The sequence below is a fragment of the Dyella caseinilytica genome (assembly GCF_016865235.1).
Classification (GTDB): Bacteria; Pseudomonadota; Gammaproteobacteria; order Xanthomonadales; family Rhodanobacteraceae; genus Dyella_B; species Dyella_B caseinilytica.
This window is the reverse complement of record NZ_CP064030.1, coordinates 1776380-1792671: the sequence shown is the minus strand read 5'-3', so window position 1 is coordinate 1792671 and position 16292 is coordinate 1776380. Positions and strand designations below refer to the sequence as shown.

The window sequence follows — 16292 nt, the reverse complement described above, 5'->3', positions numbered from 1 at the left end:
AGATGACCCAGGCAATGATCTTTCCCTCAGTCGGCTTCATGGTTGAACCTCTCAAGGTGTTGGATGATTTCGGCCCATAGCGATTGCTCGACGGCATCGAAGATTTCGGGCGCGTCGAAGCGGTGATAGGCGGAATAGATGCGTGTCATGACTTCGCCCTCAGAAACAGAGGCGTAGTCAACAAACCAAGCTTTCGAAGCGTGTCAGCACTCGGATGAGATTCCATACCACCATGCAGTCGGAACAGATAGGCATGGTCAACGCCCACACTTTTCGCAATAGCTCTATAGGATCCATGCTCGTTGAGAAGTTCGCCTATACGCTCACTAACGGGAATGGCGCTGGTCATGGTGCAATCTCGAATGGACCGGCCTTGCGCGATACATGCCGACTAAATCCCTTCGCCTTACGCAGCTGCCCCGCATCAATCCATTCTGGTGATACTGCTGGCAGCAACCGATATGAGACGCCGGAGCGCGTATGTGCAGTGAGCTTGCGAGCGATAATGGTATGAATGGTCTTGCGCGCGCCGACATTCAGTTCTACCTCATCGCCAATGACGAGATTCGCACTCATACCGCCAAGCTCTCTTGCGGTGAAATCTCTGCAGATAGGATTGGTACGCCTTCGTAGCGAAGATCGGCCAACGAAAACTTGCCATCGGATTGATTGATGACGGCTGCGTTGATGTCGCTATAGTCGGCCTTGTTGAGACGCACGCATTCCGACTTGCGGTTGGCGAGCGCCATATACTGGCGCATATCCCTCCAGCGCTGCAGGACGCTGAGATGCTTCTTCGTCAGGCGATACTCGCTGAGATTGCAACTGTTGACGATAGGGGGGGGTAACTTGGTTTTGATGGTCATGCATTCACCTTCCCATGAAGGGCTTCAATGAGAACGCGGTTTTTCACGCGCTCTGCTTCCAAGGCTTCGTGCACTTCACGGAGTACACGCTCTGTTTCGCTCTCGCGTTTTCGCAAACTGGTCACGTCATATCCACGGCTATGTGTGAGCCAGATAAGTGGGGACTCGTTGCCGCAGAGATCCATCAGTGCAGTGAGCTTATCGACCGGGAAATGCGCTTCTCCGCGGTGAATCCGCGTCCAATGGCTGGCATCGATATCTAGGGCCGAATAAACCTGTTTGTCGGCCTCGAAGCCGCCAAGCGAAATACAGAGCTTGATTGAGGCAAGTAATGTCGGCTGCGCAATAACAAGGGCTGGATCCACCCTTTGATCAGCACGAGCCAGACGAAGTGACAACTGTCCTGCGTCAAGCGCATGCAAAAGATTGGACTTCATTGGACGGTCCTCCATGACGCAAAATTTTTTCCATGACGAGCGAACCAACCAATGAAATTCGACGACTGGCAAATCCCCCTCTCCTGCTCTACGTGCAGCGAGGAATTTGTCGCGACGGGCAAGCGGTTAACCCAATCAGCCGAGGTGCCATGTCCGATATGCGCATCGGTTGTGCGCGTGGATGTCTGGTCGTGGCATGCGCAATGGGCGCGATTGGCCAAGAAGCTTGGCTGGAAGTAGCGCATGAGTTACGCCGCCCTCTTGCGCTTTGGTTTTTGCGATACAACCCCGCATTTGCGGGCGTGCAATAAATGAAGCGTCAAAGCCGCCTCACCTCGCGGGGACTTGCTGCGTCCAGTGGCCAGATCGCCAATGGTGGAGGGCGCGAGCCCGGTCTCTTCGGCGATCTCGGCATAGGTCATGCCGAGGGCTTGGAGTTCGCTGATTCGGTTGGCCCAGGTAGTCATGGCACGGAGATTACGGAACGCCGTAATGGAAGTCAACGGCCTTCCGTAATGGAATTCCGTTGCAATACAAACATGACACCAGGCGATCGAATTAAAGAGCGACGGATCGAATTGGGGATGGAGGTCGCGCAGCTCGCCAAGGCCGCCGGCATCGCCGCTTCGACGCTTTATGACTTGGAACGTGGCGACTCTCAATCATCCAAGAAGCTATACGCCATTGCCGAGGCATTGGGCGTCCGGGCGGCATGGCTGGACACAGGCAAGGGTCCGCGCCTAATCCCAACGATGCCGAACACTCTCCATCAGGGAATGGATGCCACTGATCCGGAAAATGGCGCAGCAGAGCCAATCTCACTGTATGGCGAGAACGTTGCTTATCCTCCCTCCCAACAATCGCGTTGGGTACTAATTAAGGGGATTGCAGCTGTGGACAAAGATGGATTTTGGTTCAGCTTGGATACCAGCAACGGCGATGAGAGCTTCCCGCATCCGACCACCGACCCAAATGCATATGCCATCCGTATCAAAGGGGACCAATATGATCCCGCTATTGAAGCTGGGGACTGCGTACTGGTCGAACCGAGCGTCCCATTAAAGCTGGACGGCCGTGTTTTGATGCATCTCAAGTCTGGCAAAAGCGCCATTTGCCGACTGCGTGTTTATGACACGCATGAGTATCGACTGCAGGGGCTCGTGAGCCCTGAGCGCCTGACCATTGACGCAGAGGAAGTCGAATACGTTCATTTTGTGCGTGGCAGCATCAGCATGCATGAGCTGGAAATCAGGCGTTCTGGCGCGTCATAACGCCGCTGCGACATCCTGATCCTGAAGGCCGCCTAGCGCGGCCTTTTTCATGCGCGCGATGAGACCACGAAAATAAATTACGGAAAACCGTTGACAACGCATTACGGAACACCGTAATGTCTCTCCCGAGGCCAGCACCCCGCTGGCTCGGGAGAACCACGCATGCCCGCACAACTTGCCCGCATACGCCAGCCAATTCAGCGCCAAAACGCACGGCAGCATATCTGTCGGATCGCAAAAGCCAATCGCAAAAATCCGAATCGCCCCTTGACCGAGAGTGTCGTATGGCGCCGTCTCATGGCGATCGAAACCATCCACAGTCATGTTCTCGCCTGCATCAAATGGGGTAATCGCAAAAACCAATACGGCGAATGCGAGGGCGCGGCATGAACGCACAGCCAGAACACGCCGTATCGCGCTTCATCAAGCTCGCCGCAGACGGTTCTCATCTCGCACCTGATGCCAACGACTACACCGGCATCCTCAACATCCGCGATGGGATCGTGACGGTCTACGCCAGCGATCGTTATCTGACGCAGTCCGATGCCGAGAAAGCCTGCGCCAAGCTCGCACAACTCCCAGGTCATACACCCTGGCAGCTCATCAGCGACAAGGATGGCGAACTGATCATAGATCGTCGCTTCTATAATCCTGCGGTTGATCCCGAGGAATACCCGCACATCATGCCGGAGCCGCACTGGACGCGCACGGATTACAAGTCGTCCTCGGACGTCGCGTGGGGCGTCAATTTCTACGGTGGCAGCGTCGGCTGCAACAGCCGCAGCGGCCGCGCTCGTGCGCTTGCGGTGTGCCGCCCCGTGCCCGCCAGTCAGTAGCAGTTGGCGTTTGGGCTCTCCCCCTCATTGACCTCGGCATCTCATTGGAGACCGCCATGTTCGATTCCAGCCTTGATGATCTGAAGCGCCGATCAGCTGAGCATCATGTCGATGCGTTGCTGACACGCGTGGCGCTGAGCCCGGATTCCTTTCCGGTCAAGTTGCCTGCGCTGCCGCTTAGTGAACGGCCTGGCTTCGGCGTCCTGATGCTTGCCGTGGTGCTGATGGTGCTCGCGATCAGTTATGGAGCGATCCCATGAATGTGCATCCGCATTTCGATGACGCCCTGCGCGCCTTCGTTGGCCAACCCGCTCCGGTCGATGCCGCACGCACGCATATCCAGCAGCTCGAAGCGCGCATTGCGGAATTGGAAAACAAGCTCCGATTCCAGCGCGAGGCTACTGCGCAATTTCTAGCCAAGTATGAGGAACTGGTGCCGAGCGATACCGATGCCGAGTTGCCGGATGGTTCCGTCGTGACGGCCCCCGAATCGGTCGTGCATGACGCGCTGCTCTGGCTGCGCGGCAAATACGACTTGGAATGGGCGCATCGCATCGATGAGCAGACGTTGCTGCATTTCGAAGTTGAGAAGGCTGAGGCGCGTATTGCGGCTTGGGAGAATCAGCAGTCATGAATGCGCTTCCTCTTTGCGATCACATAGCTGAAATTATCGAGCGGCATGGTGGCATTCGTTCAGCCGCTCGTCACTTAAAGATTGACCCAACGTATCTGTTGCGCATGGGTAACGGCGATAAGACACATCCCTCCGAAGCAGTCCTGAAGAAACTCGGCTTGCTGCCAACGCCGCTTTATTTGAGGGCCAAGCCATGAGCCGCCTCTTCCGCTGCAAGCTTCAACGCGCCGATGGCCTGCGTATCGACTACATAGGCCCATTCGGCCAATGGGACGGCTGCTGGCACATCGTCATGCGCTATGTATCTGTGCGTCGGAGGGTTGCGTGATGAGTCTCCCAGATTTGTGGCCAATCCAACGCGCCGTGGACAACGCGCGTCGTTATGCGAATCACCTCTACAACAACGCCCGTCGCGCTGATGACTACGATCACGCCAAAGACGCCGAGCGTGTTGCATCTGAGGGCGAGTCCGCATTGCGAAAGCTATCAGAGCAATACAGCGACCTTCGCAGCCTAAAGGCATCCAGTGAGCGCGCATATGACGAATATGTAGCGAACGGGCGTGATTGCTGTTCGTGCCACATCAATGCCCCTTGCGGTTATTGCACACGGCAATCCGACGAAGAAGGGGCTGAATAATGTGCCTCGCCGCGCTTGCTGATTACGACCGCGAAACACAGCGCCAGATCTGCGCGCTGGAACTCATGCTCGCCGAACGTCGCCGCAGGCAACTGCTGCTCGATGAAGGTATTCGAGCACGCGCTAACCGTTTTATGCCAACCGCAGTGGTGGAGGTGCTACCTCCTTCTCCCGGCACTGAAGCCATTGCGGTTGGCGCCCATCAGGAGAAAGCGGCATGAACGCTTTAGCTACGATTCCTGCAACGATCCGTGGCCGCGCTGCATTGGATGAAGTCCGTGCTCTATTTGATCAGCTCTATCTAATCGATAGCGACATCGAGTTGCTGGAAGAAATCGAAATAGAAACCGATGGGCGCAGAACACATCTTAAGGTCGTCGACCTATCTGTATCGATCAGTCATGACGAAATGCGAGATGTTCTTCAACGCCGTCGCGATGCAGTGCTTACCAAGCTCGAAAACAAAGGCATTCGCATCGCACCTGATCCCGCACCCGATCGGGCTACGGATGTCATTCAGGCCGCTTAATCCCATTTGTTGGAGAAATCATGAACGCACAGATCAGCATCACCCCGCGAGATCGACTCATTGAGGTCGTGGAATGGCTCGAAGCCAAAACACCGTTAAAGGCTGGCGTCGCAAAATTCAATATGAGTCATTGGATTGAAGAGAACGAATGCGGCACCTCATGCTGCCTTGCGGGCACCATTGTGCAGTTTGACCAAGCTGCGCGCGGCAAGAGTACCCTCACTGAGGGTGATGTCAGTGAAATCAGCGACGAAGCCGCTAACGAGTATTGCGATATCGGTGACTACGCCGGGGATCTATGCGGCCTCAATCCTGTCGAGGCGCAGACACTTTTCACATCGTATCTTCAGGCTACGCCAGCCGAAGCCAGCGAAACCATCCGTCGTTTTTTGGATAGCGGAAAGCTGTACTGGGATCGCAATGGCAAAGTCACGGGTGAATCGGACGCCATCATTCGTTCCCGCCAGTTGCCGACCAAGAATTCTGTATTACTAGGCGCGGATGGCAAGCCTTTGGCTGATGGCGATACCAATGTGGTCGCCGTGCTCAATACCGTGACGGGCACTGTCCGCGCGTGGAAGCTCTTCGGTAATAAGCAATTCCAGCACGAACGCGCCATCGCCACCGCACAGGCACTCCCACTGCTACCCGGTCATACGTCGTGGGATCTTTCCTCGAAGGCAGATCTTGAGGCCATCTTGGCCTCAAGCGACGAGGACGTGTTCGATATCGAACAGTACCCCGACATCATCGAAACATGGCATTGGGCAAAAGATATCTATGGAGCGTCGTCCTCGGTCTTCGCGTGGAGCGTCGATTTCAACGATCGCGACGTCTACTGCTACTACCGCAACCTCCACAAACGTGCGCTTGCGGTGTGCCGCCCCGTGCCCGCCAGTCAGTAGCAGTTGGGCTTTTTTGGGGCTTTTCCTTCCTACACCGCGCCGGGCGGATTCCCGGTAAGGAATTCTATGAATGCTCAGGTTGTAGCAACTCAGCCATTATCGCTTGCGCAAACAAACAGTGCGCGAGCCAATGCGCTAGTGCCGACATCGATGTCTGAGGCGATGCAGTTGGCCGACATTATGGCCAGCGCCGGTCTATTACCAGATCATTTGCGCGGGAAGCCTGGTGATTGCCTGCTTGTAATCATGCAGGCACAACGCTGGGGCATGGATGCCGTCAGTGTCGCTCAATCAACCTCTGTAGTTCACGGCAAACTTTGCTATGAGGGCAAGCTCGTTGCGGCAGCCCTTTATGCGATGGGTGCCGTAGAAGGTAGGCTGCATTACGAAATCAGCGGTCATGGTCAAGGTGCGTCGATCATTGTCACAGGAACGCCTCGCGGCAGCATGGGTGCGCAGTCGGTGAGCGGAGCAGTTAAAGACTGGCGCACATACGGAAAAGACAAACAAGGCAATCGTATCGATAACGCATGGGACAAGATGCCCGAGGATATGCTTGTCTATCGTGGCACGCGGCAGTGGGCGCGCCGATATGCACCCGAAGCATTGCTCGGCGTCTATACGCCAGATGAAATGGAAGAAGCGCCGGCAGAGGTGCGCGCCACCGTCATGGTGTCACAGCCAGGTCGATCGACCTATTCGGATGATGATTTCTCAAAGAATCTACCCAAGTGGCGTGACCTTATTGAGTCAGGCCGAAAAAGTGCGAGCGAAATCATTGCCCTGGTCGAAAGCAAGGCGATGCTGTCCGACGCACAGCGAGCCATTATCGCCGCCTACGAAATTCATGAAGGAGTAATCAAATGAAAATTCTGAACCTCGTACAGGGCTCTCCGGAATGGCACGCCCATCGCACACAGTATTTTAATGCCAGCGAAGCATCCATCATGCTCGGCGATTATCCGAACGTGAAGCGCACCGACTTAATCACGATTCGTGCCACTGGCATTGCGTCGGAGGTGTCATGGTTTCTGCAAAAGATCTTTGACGACGGCCATCGTTTTGAGGCATTAGCCCGCCCATTGGCTGAAGAAATCATCGGTGAAGATCTCTATCCATGCGTTGGCGTCGAAGGGCGTCTTTCGGCGAGTTTCGATGGTCTAACGCTCATGGAGGACGCCGCCTTCGAGCATAAGACGCTCAACCAGGAACTGCGCGACACCATGTTTGATGGCTGTACCGGTGCTGATCTGCCCATCTTCTATCAGGAACAGATGGAACAGCAATGCATGGTTTCAGGCGCATCTCGCGTGCTGTTCATGGCATCCGAGTGGGAGGGCGACCGGCTCATTGAAAAGCGTCAATGCTGGTACACGCCAAACCCCGAATTGCGCGCCCGCATTATCGCTGGCTGGGAGCAGTTCGCGCGCGATGTCGCTGACTACCAGCCCATTGCCATTGCGCCCGCGCCTGTTGGACGCGCACCTGACCAACTGCCCGCCCTGCGCATTGAGGTCACTGGCATGGTCACTGCCAGCAACTTGGCTGAATTCAAGTCTCATGCCATGGACGTGCTGGGTGCCATCAACCGCAACCTGAAAACCGATGAGGATTTCGCCAGCGCCGAGCAGACGGTCAAGTGGGCTAAGGATGTTGAGGATCGACTGGAGGCTGCCAAGCAGCACGCGCTGAGTCAGACGAGTAGCATCGATACCCTGTTTCGCACCATTGACGACATCGCTGCGGAAACGCGCCGCATCCGCCTTGATCTAGATCGTCAGGTGACGGCGGAAAAGCAGAATCGCCGCACCGAAATCGTCTCCGGTGGCGTCAATGCAGTCCGGGTGCATTACGCTGAGATCAATGCGACGCTTGGCCAGCACGCCCTGGTGATGCCACCCAACGTCCAGACAGACATCGGTGCAGCCATCAAGGGCAAGAAGACCCTGGCGAGCATTCATGATGCCGTCAACGTGGCGGTCAGCGGCGCCAAGATCAGCGCCAGCCAGCAGGCCGAACGCATCCGCGTGAACATGGCCGTTCTGGATGAGCACAGCGACCACGCCAGCCTATTCGCCGACCGGGTCACGCTGTGCGCGGCCAAATCGCCAGAAGACCTTCGTAACCTGGTCACGGCGCGCATCGATGAACACCGCCGTCGCGAGGATGCCAAGCGGGAAGCCGAAGAACTCGCGGCAGCCAAGCCGTTACGAGTCGCCGTGGACATGTCGACTGTTGCCACGACTTCAACTGAGCAGGTTGGCGAACAGCTGTTCGTTGCACATCGACCATCGGGTGCTCAAGCCGTACCGGTGGCTCAACAGCGTATCAAACTCGGCGATATCAACCTCAGCATCGCCCCGCTATCGATCACGGCCGAAGGTCTTTTCCACCTCGGCTTCCAACCTGTAGCCACGGAGCGCGCGTCCAAGCTCTATAACGTCGCGGACATGCCGGCGATCTACCGCGCCATGTTGAAGGTCATTGAATCAGCCGCCCAGCCGGCAGTCACCAAGTTGGCCAGCTGATGAACGCTGACATCTTCGACGGTGTTTTCGATAATCGGCGCTCCGACCAGAGAGAAATCTGGCAGGACGGAATGTTGCGTCGGTACTGCCATCGCAACGCGCTGAATATCCACAGCGTCTGGAATGTAATGCGCAAGCCCTGGGGAAGTTACCCGGATCTTCCTGCGAATGCCTCGAAGGTGGCGGCATGAAGCCCCTATCACCGCATGACTGGAAGCTTTCTGGTGACGGTCATATGACTGACGCGCAGCGTCGCTTGCTCAACGCCGCCTGCGGCGATCTAGCCGAGCAGCTCATATGGCATGGCGGTCTGCGTCTATCGCGCGATGACTACCGACATATGCTGGCCGGAACACTGCTTGGTTGGCGATCGATGCCGGGCATCGATCGCGGTGACGGGCAACGCGGCTGGATCATGCTTGGCGGCTCTAGCCTCGACATGACACGCAGCGAGGCGACAGATGCAATCACCTTGGCTTTTGTGATCGGTGATGTACCAGAAGACCAGGGACTGAATTGTAAAGCTGTGCATTGGTGCGCCGTCGTACTGGGTGCCCGAGGCATTCGCGATTCCGATGATGAACTAGCAGCACGCTATGCGGCCTGACATGAAAGCTGCCTGCCGAGGGCCAAGGCGGATAACGGCTTGGGAACCACCGACCGCAACCCCGCAGGCAGCTTCCCTGTACGCCCACAATGGAGAACATGATGAACGCACCGACAAAGATTCATCTCGATCTAACTATCAACGATCCAGCAAATGCACTCGGCGAGATCGCCGAAGCACTCAAGAATAAGTTGGATGCAATTGCCGGTAAACGGTTGCCTGATGGCGTCAACCGCATCGATGGCACGGACATGCTCTATACCTTCACCAAATCCGTTACGCATTACGAAGCGCCGGAAGCGGTAGCGAAGCTGGAGCAAGTTCCTGGCTATACGCCATGGGAAATGGCGATGCCACATGAAGCAACGCGGCTCGTTCACTACGGAAAATATAACCCCGCCGTCGATATTGAAAAACATCCCGGCATCAAGTCGGAGCGAGCATGGATTAGCAAAGATCCTTGTGCGTCGTCCTCGGGCTTCGCGTGGGGCGTCGATTTCGGCAATGGCAACGTCGACTGCGGCGGCCGCGTCAACCACTGTCGTGCGCTTGCGGTGTGCCGCCCCGTGCCCGCCAGTCAGGAGTGATGGGGCTTTTTTGGGGCCTTTAATCTAATCATGAATCCAGCCATTCCGCCCATCATGAAGAAAGCCCGATCTTTCCGCGCCGAGATCCATCGGACGGTGAGTCGCTTTGCCCGATCTCACCGTTACGAACTTGGTCGCACGATCTGCAGTTATGCCGATAGGCTCGTCTCGCTCATCAATCGTGCCTGGCGTGATACCGCCAATGCGATCAAATGGGTGAGCGACCTATCCTGGGCGCTCGATGATCTTGCTGAAGGCTTGCAAACCGCGAAGGAATTAGGGCAGATCAGTGCCAACCATCTCGGTGCTCTCGCGCTTCTGAAAGTCGAGTTGGGTCGCATGGTGGGCGGCTGGAAACGCAGTTTGCAATACCCTAAAGGCCAGGATGGCAAGACTGTCACGTCTCGCCAGCGTGCCAAGACTCTGAGTGCCCGGAGCACCTCTGCGGAGGTCAACACATGACGATGCCGCGCCATCATCTCGATCGCTCGGCGGGATCGCAAGTTTCCGGGTTAGCGTCGTCCTCGGACTACGCGTGGAACGTCAATTTCAACAATGGCAACGTCAACTACAACAACCGCAACAACCACAAACGTGCGCTTGCGGTGTGCCGCCCCGTGCCCGCCAGTGAGAGTCAGGGTGTTACGTACAAGGAGCTGTATCAGGCTCTCATCAAGGCTCGCCGCGGCAAGGTGGCGAGTATCAACCAGCTGCGATTCGATCATCATTGGATGGATCATTTGCTGGAGCTTCAGCAAGCCCTCAACAGCTTTACCTGGAAGCCGCGTCCCGCGACCTGTTTCATTGCTCAGCGGCCGAAGGCCCGACAGATCCATGCACCTGACTTCGCTGATCGTGTTGTGCATCATGCCGTCATCGCGCCCCTAGAGGCGGAATACGACCCGACCTTCATTCACGATAGCTATGCCAACCGCAAAGGGAAAGGCAGTCACAAGGCCGTCCAGCGCGTCCAGCATTTCATGCGACAGGTTTACAGCGGACAGGGCGGCGGCTGGTATCTGCAAATCGACATCAAGAATTTCTTCCCGACCATTGACCGTGAGGTGCTGTGGGGCATCCTAAAGCCTCGCATGGAGCGATCCGGCATAGCGCCCTGGATCATGCACGCCATCCATGCCCTGCTCCGTCAATCGGTTGAGAAGACGGGTGTCATCTATCGTTGCATGCCGACTGAATTGGCGCGCATTCCGGCCTATAAGCGTCTGGAGAATGCCGCGCCTCACTGCGGGCTTCCTGCCGGCAATCTGAGTAGTCAGTTTATGGCGAACGTCTATCTGGACCTGCTCGACCAGTTCGTAAAGCGCACTCTCGGCGTAGCCCGTTATGTCCGCTATGTGGACGATATGGTGCTGATCCATCGTGACCGCGCGGTGCTGGAGGCTTGGCTGGAGCAGATCCGTGCCTTCCTGCGTGATGAGCTATGCCTGGAACTTAAGGATGATATCCGCCTTCGTCCGTTAGCCAGCGGCATCGATTTTCTGGGCTATGTGGTTTATCCCACGCATACCCGCGTACGTCACCGTGTCCTGAGTCATGCCACAGAGACTTTGCAGGCATGGCAATCACAGCATGTCCATGGCGATATGGCCCGTGCGACACCTGCTGATTTTCGGAGGCTTCAGTCGATATGGGCAAGCTACCGAGGCCATATGAAGCACGCCAACAGCCACAAGCTGCAGGAGCGCATCCTAGCGCGTCAACCGTGGCTACGAACCCTCACATCCACCAAGCGCCGGTTTAGCCATCAGCTGGAAGGACGGCGCATCAGCATCAAGGTGAAGACATGATTTACTCATCAGAGGAAATGCGGGCAATAGCAGATCGCATTGATGCTGAAAATATGGACGTGCGTAACTCGGCTATTGGCACACGCTATCAAGCGTCGGCCATGCTACGCGCCTTTGCCGACGAGCGAAAGAAGGGCGCGCCGGAAAGATGGAAGCTTGTTCCGATTGAGCTGACAAAGAACATGGAGCATGTAGCTCTATATGTCGGTGGCATTCATAACGTAAAGAAGGCATGGGATGCAATGTTGGCTGCTGCGCCGACATACGAATGGGGCTGAGCATGAGTGTTATTCGCATAGATCGCCCTATCTATTACAGCGAACGCCGCAAGCGACATTTCATCACTGCGCGTGGCGCAGCTATGGCTGAAGCAAATGCAAGGATGTATCAATGGTTTCCAAGTGAAAAAGCAGAATATGAAGATGGATATGGGCGCTGCACATATCCTGGGTTTCATTTCACCAGTGATCCACGCTTAGTTGCCATGCGAAATAGGTTATTCAACCGCTATATGAAACAACTCAAGGCAAAGACCAACTCCACACACGTTAGCGATGAGGTGCGCGATGAGCGGTAACTATGCCGATAGTGTCATGACGCTTGGCAAAGCGTTAAAAATAATCAGGGAATTGGAGGCTCAATTGGAAGCCTTGACTCCCTTTTTAGAAGATAGCGGCTCAGATAGTGATCGCATGAAATGGCTTTCCGACATGACTGATGTTTCAGTCATTACTGCTTGTTTCGATATAGATGGTGGAGTTTTCCTAACTATTGAACAGCCCAGCAGGGAGGCAGTGTTTATAAGCACATCCAATCACTTACGCGAAGCGATTGATAAAGCGATGAATGATCCGAGGTTAAAGCCATGAAAACCCCCACCCCGCCGAGTTCGGAGATGATGACAAGGCCAACTGATAAGGAAATTCTCAGCATGGCCGAGCGCATGCAATTGCGCGGTTTTCGTAGCACTGAAACGATGTTGCTACAACTTCTAGCCGAACGCCGAGAGCGCGAGGGGTATCGGTGGGCGCCGGTTGAGCCGACAGTCGCAATGCTGAAGGCGGGCGGAAATTATGACGCTGGCGACAGCTACTATGACCGCAACGATATATGCGAGGAAGGGGCTGCGGAAGTATGGAAATTGATGTTAGCCGCCGCACCAGATGGAGAGGCGAGATGAGCGAGAAGAAATTCTGTCCAACCTGTGACGAAGAAATTCCCGAGGGTTCGGAATATTGTTATTGCGATGAAGAATGGTTCTTCGAGGCTGGATTCGGGAGTCAAACTCATGATGCCCCCCCGTGAGGAAATCGATTTGATGATCGAAGCGTTGCGTGCTATGGAACTAAGCCCATGCAACAATGCCGCCGCCATGCTCAACCAAATCGCTCAGAATTTGGGGGAGTATGAGCCTTATCTGTACGTATATGAGTACGAAGGTCTAGGGCCGGGTGTAGTGCACCGAGAATTCCACCCGATCAAATGGAACGGGCAAGAACCCTTTGCATCGATACCGCTCTATACCAGCCCGCGGCCAGCCTATGAGGATGTGAGGGATGCGATTAGGTATCGGTGGCTGCGTAATGTAGCGTGGAGACTTCCTGCAGGCAGTCCGGATGCGCCCGCCGTAGCGCTATTCAACCAAACGGGCAGAGACATTGCAACGCTTGATGATGAATTCCTTGACGCCGCCATGGACGAAGCGATGCGCAAAGGTGAAGCCTATGAACACCGCTGAGAAAATTGAGAGGATGAGGAGGGAGTAATGAGCCTTTGCCTCACCCGCGACGAATTGACCGAACTTGCCCGTACTCCGCGCAAAGCCGGTCAAGTCGCCTTCCTGCGTCAGAATGGCATCCGCCACTATCTGGACGCTCACGGCTGGCCGGTGGTGACGCGCGTCGCAGTTGAGGGTGAGCGTGATCAGGTGCAATCTGTCAAAACGTGGAAGTCCAACAAGGCCGCTTGACGATGGGTCGCCGACCGAAAACATCAGGGGCTGTCCCGCATCTGCGAGTGCGCAAGAGGGGCGACACCAAGTATTATTTCTATGACCATGGTGGCAAGCCTCGCAAAGAGGAGTCGCTGGGCACGGATTATGGTCTCGCTATTAAAAAATGGGCTGAGATCCAGAATGCCGGAATTGAAAAGACGCGGCAGGTGATCACCTTTCGTTATGTAGCTAACCGCTATCGATCAGAAGTGATCCCACTGAAGGCTCCCGGTACGCAGAAGGTCAACCTGCGCGAAATGGTTAGGTTGATCGAGTTTTTCGACGATCCACCGATTCCATTGGATTTGATCGAGCCCCATCAGGTGAAGGCATTCCTGCGCTGGCGTGGCGCCACTGGCAAGATTCGGGCGAACCGAGAGAAGGCTCTGCTATCCCATATCTGGAATTGGGCGCGTGAGCAAGGCTATACGGCGCTGCCAAACCCATGCGCTGGCATCAGAGGCTTCACAGAGACGGGGCGTGACATATATGTCGAGGATGATCTCTTTGCTACGGTATGGAAGGTCGCAGGCGAGCCGCTACGCGATGCCATGGACTTGGCGTACCTGACGGGGCAGCGCGTGGCCGACACGCTCAAGATGGACGAGCGTGACGTCCGGGACGGCTTTCTTCACGTCCGGCAGAATAAGCGTGGGTACAAACGACGCATCGAAATCATGGGAGAGTTGGAGACTCTACTCGCTCGAATCGCCAAGCGGAAGGCTTCCCTGGTGGTGCGCGCCACCCGTCTGGTTGTTGCCGAGTCCGGGCAGCCACTCACCTACCCTATGTTGCGCGGGGCGTTTGATCGGGCCAGGAAAGCAGCGGGCGTGCCCAAGGGTCAATTCCAGTTCCGTGACCTGCGCGCCAAGGCGGGGACCGATAAGGCGGATTCATCCAGTGACATCCGCGAGGCACAAAAACAGCTCGGCCACACGTCTGTCGTGATGACCGAGGCGTATACTCGAAACCGGCGCGGCGCGAAGGTCACGCCGACTCGATAGTCGTTCCGCAAAACGTCACCACTCTAGCTGCCACAACGGTTTAACGGGTATCGAAAAGTAAGAATTGCGGAACGAAAAATACACCTAACCCATTGAATGCGAAAAAATCGACTACGGACTTAAAATCTCTCGACCGAAAGGTTGTGCGGGTTCGATTCCCGCTCCGGGCACCAACGCTTTTCAGCGATTTGACTCCTACCCTTTTGTTCCGCAATTCGGCCTCAACTCAGCGGCCGCACCCTGAAATTGCGCCCTTTGATCTTGCCAGCACGCAAGCGCTCCAGTGCTTTGTTCGCGAGCTCGCGGCTGACGGCAACATAGGCACGCGTAGCGAAAACGTCGATCTTGCCGACGTCATCCGCCTTGAGTCCGGCGTCACCTGTCAGCGCTCCGAGGATGTCGCCGGGGCGGAGCTTGTCCTGACGACCGGCGTCGATCACCAGCGTTTTCATCGGCGCCAGATTCAATGTCTTGCCGCGCGGTGACGAAAGCTTCAGAGGGTGCCAAGGCAACGGCCGGCCTAGCGCCTGTTCGATGTTTTCGGCTTTAGGCTTCTCACGCGACGTACATAGCGTTATCGCCAGGCCCATTTGCCCTGCGCGGCCAGTGCGGCCGATACGATGGATATGTGTGTCGGGATCGTGTGCTATGTCGTAGCTGATCACTAGCGGCAGTGCGGCGATGTCCAGTCCGCGAGCGGCGACATCCGTAGCCACGAGCACGGAGCAGCTTCGGTTTGCGAATCGGACCATCACTTCATCGCGATCGCGCTGTTCCATATCACCGTGCAAGGCTAGCGCAGAAAAACCGCGCCGATCCAGCTCATTGGCTACGGTGTCCACATCTCGCCGCATGTTGCAGAACACTAGGGCGTGCTGACCGCGTTCGCCGGTAAGCAGTTGGGCCAGCGCGTCGAGTTTGCGGTCGGCATCAACCTCCGCAAACTGCTGTTCGATGGCAGGCTTCTCTTCGACCGGCGTCTCGACGGTGATTTCAACCGGATTGTGCTGCACGCGTTGACTCACCGCCCTGATGTCGTCCGGATAGGTCGCTGAGAACAACAGCGTTTGATGATGCTTCGCGATGCGCCCGACAATATCGTCGATCGCTTCGCTGAAACCCATGTCCAACATGCGATCGGCTTCGTCGAGCACCAGCACCTTGATGCCGCCACCGTGCAAGCTCCCCCGTTTGAAATGCTCCTGCACGCGGCCGGGCGTGCCAACCACGATGTGCGGATCGTGCGTCAGCGAGGCCAGTTGCGGCCCCAGCGGCATGCCTCCGCACAAGGTCAGCAGCTTGACGTTAGGAATGTTCGCAGCGAGCTTGCGAATGGCCTTGCTCACCTGATCGGCCAGTTCGCGCGTCGGGCACAGCACCAGTGCCTGCAAGCGGATCGTTTCTACGCTAAGTGATTGCAGCAGGCTTAGCCCGAAGGCCGCGGTCTTGCCGCTGCCAGTCCGCGCTTGAGCGATGACGTCGCGCCCTTCCAGCATGACTGGAAGGCTTTGCGCCTGGATGGGAGTCATTTCGCTATAACCAAGCGTTTCAACGCTGGCAAGCAAGGCGGGTTTCAGGGGCAGTGTGTCGAAAGCAGTCATGCTGCATGATCGCACGATCGCGTCATTCAGCACTCGAAAGCAGCGGA

The 16292-nt window shown here is 56.2% G+C and carries 28 protein-coding genes; 22 read left to right on the top strand and 6 right to left on the bottom strand.

Going from position 1 to position 16292, the window contains the following annotated elements; genetic code table 11:
• Positions 1–26: 26 nt before the first annotated feature.
• The 4 genes from ISN74_RS21225 to ISN74_RS07830 form a co-directional block, all read right to left on the bottom strand.
• A complete protein-coding gene (locus tag ISN74_RS21225) occupies positions 27–149 on the bottom strand; it encodes a hypothetical protein (protein ID WP_268235689.1) in 123 nt (40 codons plus the stop codon).
• A 196-nt stretch (positions 150–345) separates the two neighbouring features.
• The gene (locus ISN74_RS07840; RefSeq protein WP_188798797.1) at positions 346–576 is read right to left on the bottom strand and encodes a hypothetical protein; all 231 of its coding nucleotides are present in this window, start codon (positions 574–576) and stop codon (positions 346–348) included.
• Positions 573–866 (bottom strand): hypothetical protein, encoded by a 294-nt coding sequence (locus tag ISN74_RS07835; protein ID WP_188798796.1) that lies wholly within the window; start codon positions 864–866, stop codon positions 573–575. Before ISN74_RS07835 ends, ISN74_RS07840 begins: the two co-directional genes overlap by 4 nt.
• Complete coding sequence (locus ISN74_RS07830) at positions 863–1375, bottom strand: hypothetical protein (protein WP_203546718.1); 513 nt, start codon at positions 1373–1375, stop codon at positions 863–865. The genes ISN74_RS07835 and ISN74_RS07830 overlap by 4 nt, the downstream gene beginning before the upstream one ends.
• A gap of 239 nt (positions 1376–1614) precedes the next feature.
• Between ISN74_RS07830 and ISN74_RS07825 the strand changes: the two genes are divergently transcribed.
• Positions 1615–2574, top strand: coding sequence for a helix-turn-helix domain-containing protein (locus ISN74_RS07825; RefSeq protein WP_229679076.1), 960 nt, complete (start codon positions 1615–1617; stop codon positions 2572–2574).
• Here the strand turns inward: ISN74_RS07825 and ISN74_RS07820 are convergent.
• Positions 2569–2898 carry a hypothetical protein gene (locus tag ISN74_RS07820; protein ID WP_188798794.1) on the bottom strand — a complete coding sequence of 110 codons (330 nt, stop codon included), beginning with the start codon at positions 2896–2898 and terminating at the stop codon, positions 2569–2571. The two genes, ISN74_RS07825 and ISN74_RS07820, sit on opposite strands and share 6 nt — an antisense overlap.
• Before the next feature lie 62 nt (positions 2899–2960).
• Between ISN74_RS07820 and ISN74_RS07815 the strand changes: the two genes are divergently transcribed.
• The 21 genes from ISN74_RS07815 to ISN74_RS07715 all read left to right on the top strand — a co-directional run bounded on the left by ISN74_RS07815 (position 2961) and on the right by ISN74_RS07715 (position 14644).
• Positions 2961–3410 (top strand): Lcl C-terminal domain-containing protein, encoded by a 450-nt coding sequence (locus ISN74_RS07815; protein WP_188798793.1) that lies wholly within the window; start codon positions 2961–2963, stop codon positions 3408–3410.
• 56 nt (positions 3411–3466) lie between these two features.
• A complete protein-coding gene (locus tag ISN74_RS07810; protein WP_188798792.1) occupies positions 3467–3670 on the top strand; it encodes a hypothetical protein in 204 nt (67 codons plus the stop codon).
• Entirely contained in the window at positions 3667–4044 is a 378-nt protein-coding gene (locus tag ISN74_RS07805) for a hypothetical protein (protein WP_188798791.1), read from the top strand. The genes ISN74_RS07810 and ISN74_RS07805 overlap by 4 nt, the downstream gene beginning before the upstream one ends.
• On the top strand, positions 4041–4241 hold the full coding sequence (locus ISN74_RS07800) for a hypothetical protein (protein ID WP_188798790.1): 201 nt from the start codon (positions 4041–4043) through the stop codon (positions 4239–4241). Before ISN74_RS07805 ends, ISN74_RS07800 begins: the two co-directional genes overlap by 4 nt.
• Positions 4242–4682: 441 nt before the next feature.
• Complete coding sequence (locus ISN74_RS07795) at positions 4683–4904, top strand: hypothetical protein (RefSeq protein WP_188798789.1); 222 nt, start codon at positions 4683–4685, stop codon at positions 4902–4904.
• Positions 4901–5212 carry a hypothetical protein gene (locus ISN74_RS07790; protein ID WP_188798788.1) on the top strand — a complete coding sequence of 104 codons (312 nt, stop codon included), beginning with the start codon at positions 4901–4903 and terminating at the stop codon, positions 5210–5212. The genes ISN74_RS07795 and ISN74_RS07790 overlap by 4 nt, the downstream gene beginning before the upstream one ends.
• Positions 5213–5232: 20 nt before the next feature.
• A complete protein-coding gene (locus tag ISN74_RS07785; RefSeq protein ID WP_188798787.1) occupies positions 5233–6117 on the top strand; it encodes an Lcl C-terminal domain-containing protein in 885 nt (294 codons plus the stop codon).
• Between the two features lie 66 nt (positions 6118–6183).
• Positions 6184–6984 carry a recombinase RecT gene (locus ISN74_RS07780; RefSeq protein WP_188798786.1) on the top strand — a complete coding sequence of 267 codons (801 nt, stop codon included), beginning with the start codon at positions 6184–6186 and terminating at the stop codon, positions 6982–6984.
• On the top strand, positions 6981–8645 hold the full coding sequence (locus tag ISN74_RS07775) for a hypothetical protein (protein WP_188798785.1): 1665 nt from the start codon (positions 6981–6983) through the stop codon (positions 8643–8645). The genes ISN74_RS07780 and ISN74_RS07775 overlap by 4 nt, the downstream gene beginning before the upstream one ends.
• Positions 8645–8836 (top strand): hypothetical protein, encoded by a 192-nt coding sequence (locus ISN74_RS07770; RefSeq protein ID WP_188798784.1) that lies wholly within the window; start codon positions 8645–8647, stop codon positions 8834–8836. The genes ISN74_RS07775 and ISN74_RS07770 overlap by 1 nt, the downstream gene beginning before the upstream one ends.
• Positions 8833–9252, top strand: coding sequence for a recombination protein NinB (locus tag ISN74_RS07765; protein WP_188798783.1), 420 nt, complete (start codon positions 8833–8835; stop codon positions 9250–9252). Before ISN74_RS07770 ends, ISN74_RS07765 begins: the two co-directional genes overlap by 4 nt.
• Before the next feature lie 101 nt (positions 9253–9353).
• Positions 9354–9839: an Lcl domain-containing protein gene (locus tag ISN74_RS07760; RefSeq protein WP_188798782.1), complete on the top strand. Its 486-nt coding sequence runs from the start codon at positions 9354–9356 to the stop codon at positions 9837–9839.
• A gap of 30 nt (positions 9840–9869) precedes the next feature.
• Positions 9870–10301 carry a four helix bundle protein gene (locus ISN74_RS07755; RefSeq protein ID WP_188798781.1) on the top strand — a complete coding sequence of 144 codons (432 nt, stop codon included), beginning with the start codon at positions 9870–9872 and terminating at the stop codon, positions 10299–10301.
• The gene (locus tag ISN74_RS07750) at positions 10298–11647 is read left to right on the top strand and encodes a reverse transcriptase/maturase family protein (protein WP_188798780.1); all 1350 of its coding nucleotides are present in this window, start codon (positions 10298–10300) and stop codon (positions 11645–11647) included. The genes ISN74_RS07755 and ISN74_RS07750 overlap by 4 nt, the downstream gene beginning before the upstream one ends.
• Positions 11644–11925, top strand: a complete 282-nt coding sequence (locus tag ISN74_RS07745) for a hypothetical protein (protein WP_188798779.1) — start codon at positions 11644–11646, stop codon at positions 11923–11925. The genes ISN74_RS07750 and ISN74_RS07745 overlap by 4 nt, the downstream gene beginning before the upstream one ends.
• Positions 11926–11927: 2 nt before the next feature.
• Entirely contained in the window at positions 11928–12224 is a 297-nt protein-coding gene (locus ISN74_RS07740) for a hypothetical protein (protein ID WP_188798778.1), read from the top strand.
• On the top strand, positions 12214–12516 hold the full coding sequence (locus tag ISN74_RS07735; protein WP_188798777.1) for a hypothetical protein: 303 nt from the start codon (positions 12214–12216) through the stop codon (positions 12514–12516). Before ISN74_RS07740 ends, ISN74_RS07735 begins: the two co-directional genes overlap by 11 nt.
• The gene (locus tag ISN74_RS07730; RefSeq protein ID WP_188798776.1) at positions 12513–12827 is read left to right on the top strand and encodes a hypothetical protein; all 315 of its coding nucleotides are present in this window, start codon (positions 12513–12515) and stop codon (positions 12825–12827) included. Before ISN74_RS07735 ends, ISN74_RS07730 begins: the two co-directional genes overlap by 4 nt.
• A gap of 108 nt (positions 12828–12935) precedes the next feature.
• Complete coding sequence (locus ISN74_RS07725; RefSeq protein ID WP_188798775.1) at positions 12936–13385, top strand: hypothetical protein; 450 nt, start codon at positions 12936–12938, stop codon at positions 13383–13385.
• A gap of 27 nt (positions 13386–13412) precedes the next feature.
• On the top strand, positions 13413–13616 hold the full coding sequence (locus ISN74_RS07720; protein WP_188798774.1) for a DUF4224 domain-containing protein: 204 nt from the start codon (positions 13413–13415) through the stop codon (positions 13614–13616).
• A 2-nt stretch (positions 13617–13618) separates the two neighbouring features.
• Entirely contained in the window at positions 13619–14644 is a 1026-nt protein-coding gene (locus ISN74_RS07715) for a tyrosine-type recombinase/integrase (protein ID WP_188799558.1), read from the top strand.
• Between the two features lie 221 nt (positions 14645–14865).
• Here ISN74_RS07715 and dbpA read toward each other — a convergent pair whose 3' ends face one another.
• Positions 14866–16245: an ATP-dependent RNA helicase DbpA gene (gene dbpA, locus ISN74_RS07710; protein ID WP_188798773.1), complete on the bottom strand. Its 1380-nt coding sequence runs from the start codon at positions 16243–16245 to the stop codon at positions 14866–14868.
• Between the last annotated feature and the right edge of the window lie 47 nt (positions 16246–16292).

Excerpts from the sequence above, each read along its gene's own strand:
- ISN74_RS21225 (WP_268235689.1), bottom strand. The coding sequence starts at position 149 with ATGACACGCATCTATTCCGCCTATCACCGCTTCGACGCGCCCGAAATC.
- ISN74_RS07840 (WP_188798797.1), bottom strand. The coding sequence starts at position 576 with ATGAGTGCGAATCTCGTCATTGGCGATGAGGTAGAACTGAATGTCGGC.
- ISN74_RS07835 (WP_188798796.1), bottom strand. The coding sequence starts at position 866 with ATGACCATCAAAACCAAGTTACCCCCCCCTATCGTCAACAGTTGCAAT.
- ISN74_RS07825 (WP_229679076.1), top strand. The coding sequence starts at position 1,615 with ATGAAGCGTCAAAGCCGCCTCACCTCGCGGGGACTTGCTGCGTCCAGT.
- ISN74_RS07820 (WP_188798794.1), bottom strand. The coding sequence starts at position 2,898 with ATGACTGTGGATGGTTTCGATCGCCATGAGACGGCGCCATACGACACT.
- ISN74_RS07815 (WP_188798793.1), top strand. The coding sequence starts at position 2,961 with ATGAACGCACAGCCAGAACACGCCGTATCGCGCTTCATCAAGCTCGCC.
- ISN74_RS07810 (WP_188798792.1), top strand. The coding sequence starts at position 3,467 with ATGTTCGATTCCAGCCTTGATGATCTGAAGCGCCGATCAGCTGAGCAT.
- ISN74_RS07805 (WP_188798791.1), top strand. The coding sequence starts at position 3,667 with ATGAATGTGCATCCGCATTTCGATGACGCCCTGCGCGCCTTCGTTGGC.
- ISN74_RS07800 (WP_188798790.1), top strand. The coding sequence starts at position 4,041 with ATGAATGCGCTTCCTCTTTGCGATCACATAGCTGAAATTATCGAGCGG.
- ISN74_RS07795 (WP_188798789.1), top strand. The coding sequence starts at position 4,683 with ATGTGCCTCGCCGCGCTTGCTGATTACGACCGCGAAACACAGCGCCAG.
- ISN74_RS07790 (WP_188798788.1), top strand. The coding sequence starts at position 4,901 with ATGAACGCTTTAGCTACGATTCCTGCAACGATCCGTGGCCGCGCTGCA.
- ISN74_RS07785 (WP_188798787.1), top strand. The coding sequence starts at position 5,233 with ATGAACGCACAGATCAGCATCACCCCGCGAGATCGACTCATTGAGGTC.
- ISN74_RS07780 (WP_188798786.1), top strand. The coding sequence starts at position 6,184 with ATGAATGCTCAGGTTGTAGCAACTCAGCCATTATCGCTTGCGCAAACA.
- ISN74_RS07775 (WP_188798785.1), top strand. The coding sequence starts at position 6,981 with ATGAAAATTCTGAACCTCGTACAGGGCTCTCCGGAATGGCACGCCCAT.
- ISN74_RS07770 (WP_188798784.1), top strand. The coding sequence starts at position 8,645 with ATGAACGCTGACATCTTCGACGGTGTTTTCGATAATCGGCGCTCCGAC.
- ISN74_RS07765 (WP_188798783.1), top strand. The coding sequence starts at position 8,833 with ATGAAGCCCCTATCACCGCATGACTGGAAGCTTTCTGGTGACGGTCAT.
- ISN74_RS07760 (WP_188798782.1), top strand. The coding sequence starts at position 9,354 with ATGAACGCACCGACAAAGATTCATCTCGATCTAACTATCAACGATCCA.
- ISN74_RS07755 (WP_188798781.1), top strand. The coding sequence starts at position 9,870 with ATGAATCCAGCCATTCCGCCCATCATGAAGAAAGCCCGATCTTTCCGC.
- ISN74_RS07750 (WP_188798780.1), top strand. The coding sequence starts at position 10,298 with ATGACGATGCCGCGCCATCATCTCGATCGCTCGGCGGGATCGCAAGTT.
- ISN74_RS07745 (WP_188798779.1), top strand. The coding sequence starts at position 11,644 with ATGATTTACTCATCAGAGGAAATGCGGGCAATAGCAGATCGCATTGAT.
- ISN74_RS07740 (WP_188798778.1), top strand. The coding sequence starts at position 11,928 with ATGAGTGTTATTCGCATAGATCGCCCTATCTATTACAGCGAACGCCGC.
- ISN74_RS07735 (WP_188798777.1), top strand. The coding sequence starts at position 12,214 with ATGAGCGGTAACTATGCCGATAGTGTCATGACGCTTGGCAAAGCGTTA.
- ISN74_RS07730 (WP_188798776.1), top strand. The coding sequence starts at position 12,513 with ATGAAAACCCCCACCCCGCCGAGTTCGGAGATGATGACAAGGCCAACT.
- ISN74_RS07725 (WP_188798775.1), top strand. The coding sequence starts at position 12,936 with ATGATGCCCCCCCGTGAGGAAATCGATTTGATGATCGAAGCGTTGCGT.
- ISN74_RS07720 (WP_188798774.1), top strand. The coding sequence starts at position 13,413 with ATGAGCCTTTGCCTCACCCGCGACGAATTGACCGAACTTGCCCGTACT.
- ISN74_RS07715 (WP_188799558.1), top strand. The coding sequence starts at position 13,619 with ATGGGTCGCCGACCGAAAACATCAGGGGCTGTCCCGCATCTGCGAGTG.
- dbpA (WP_188798773.1), bottom strand. The coding sequence starts at position 16,245 with ATGACTGCTTTCGACACACTGCCCCTGAAACCCGCCTTGCTTGCCAGC.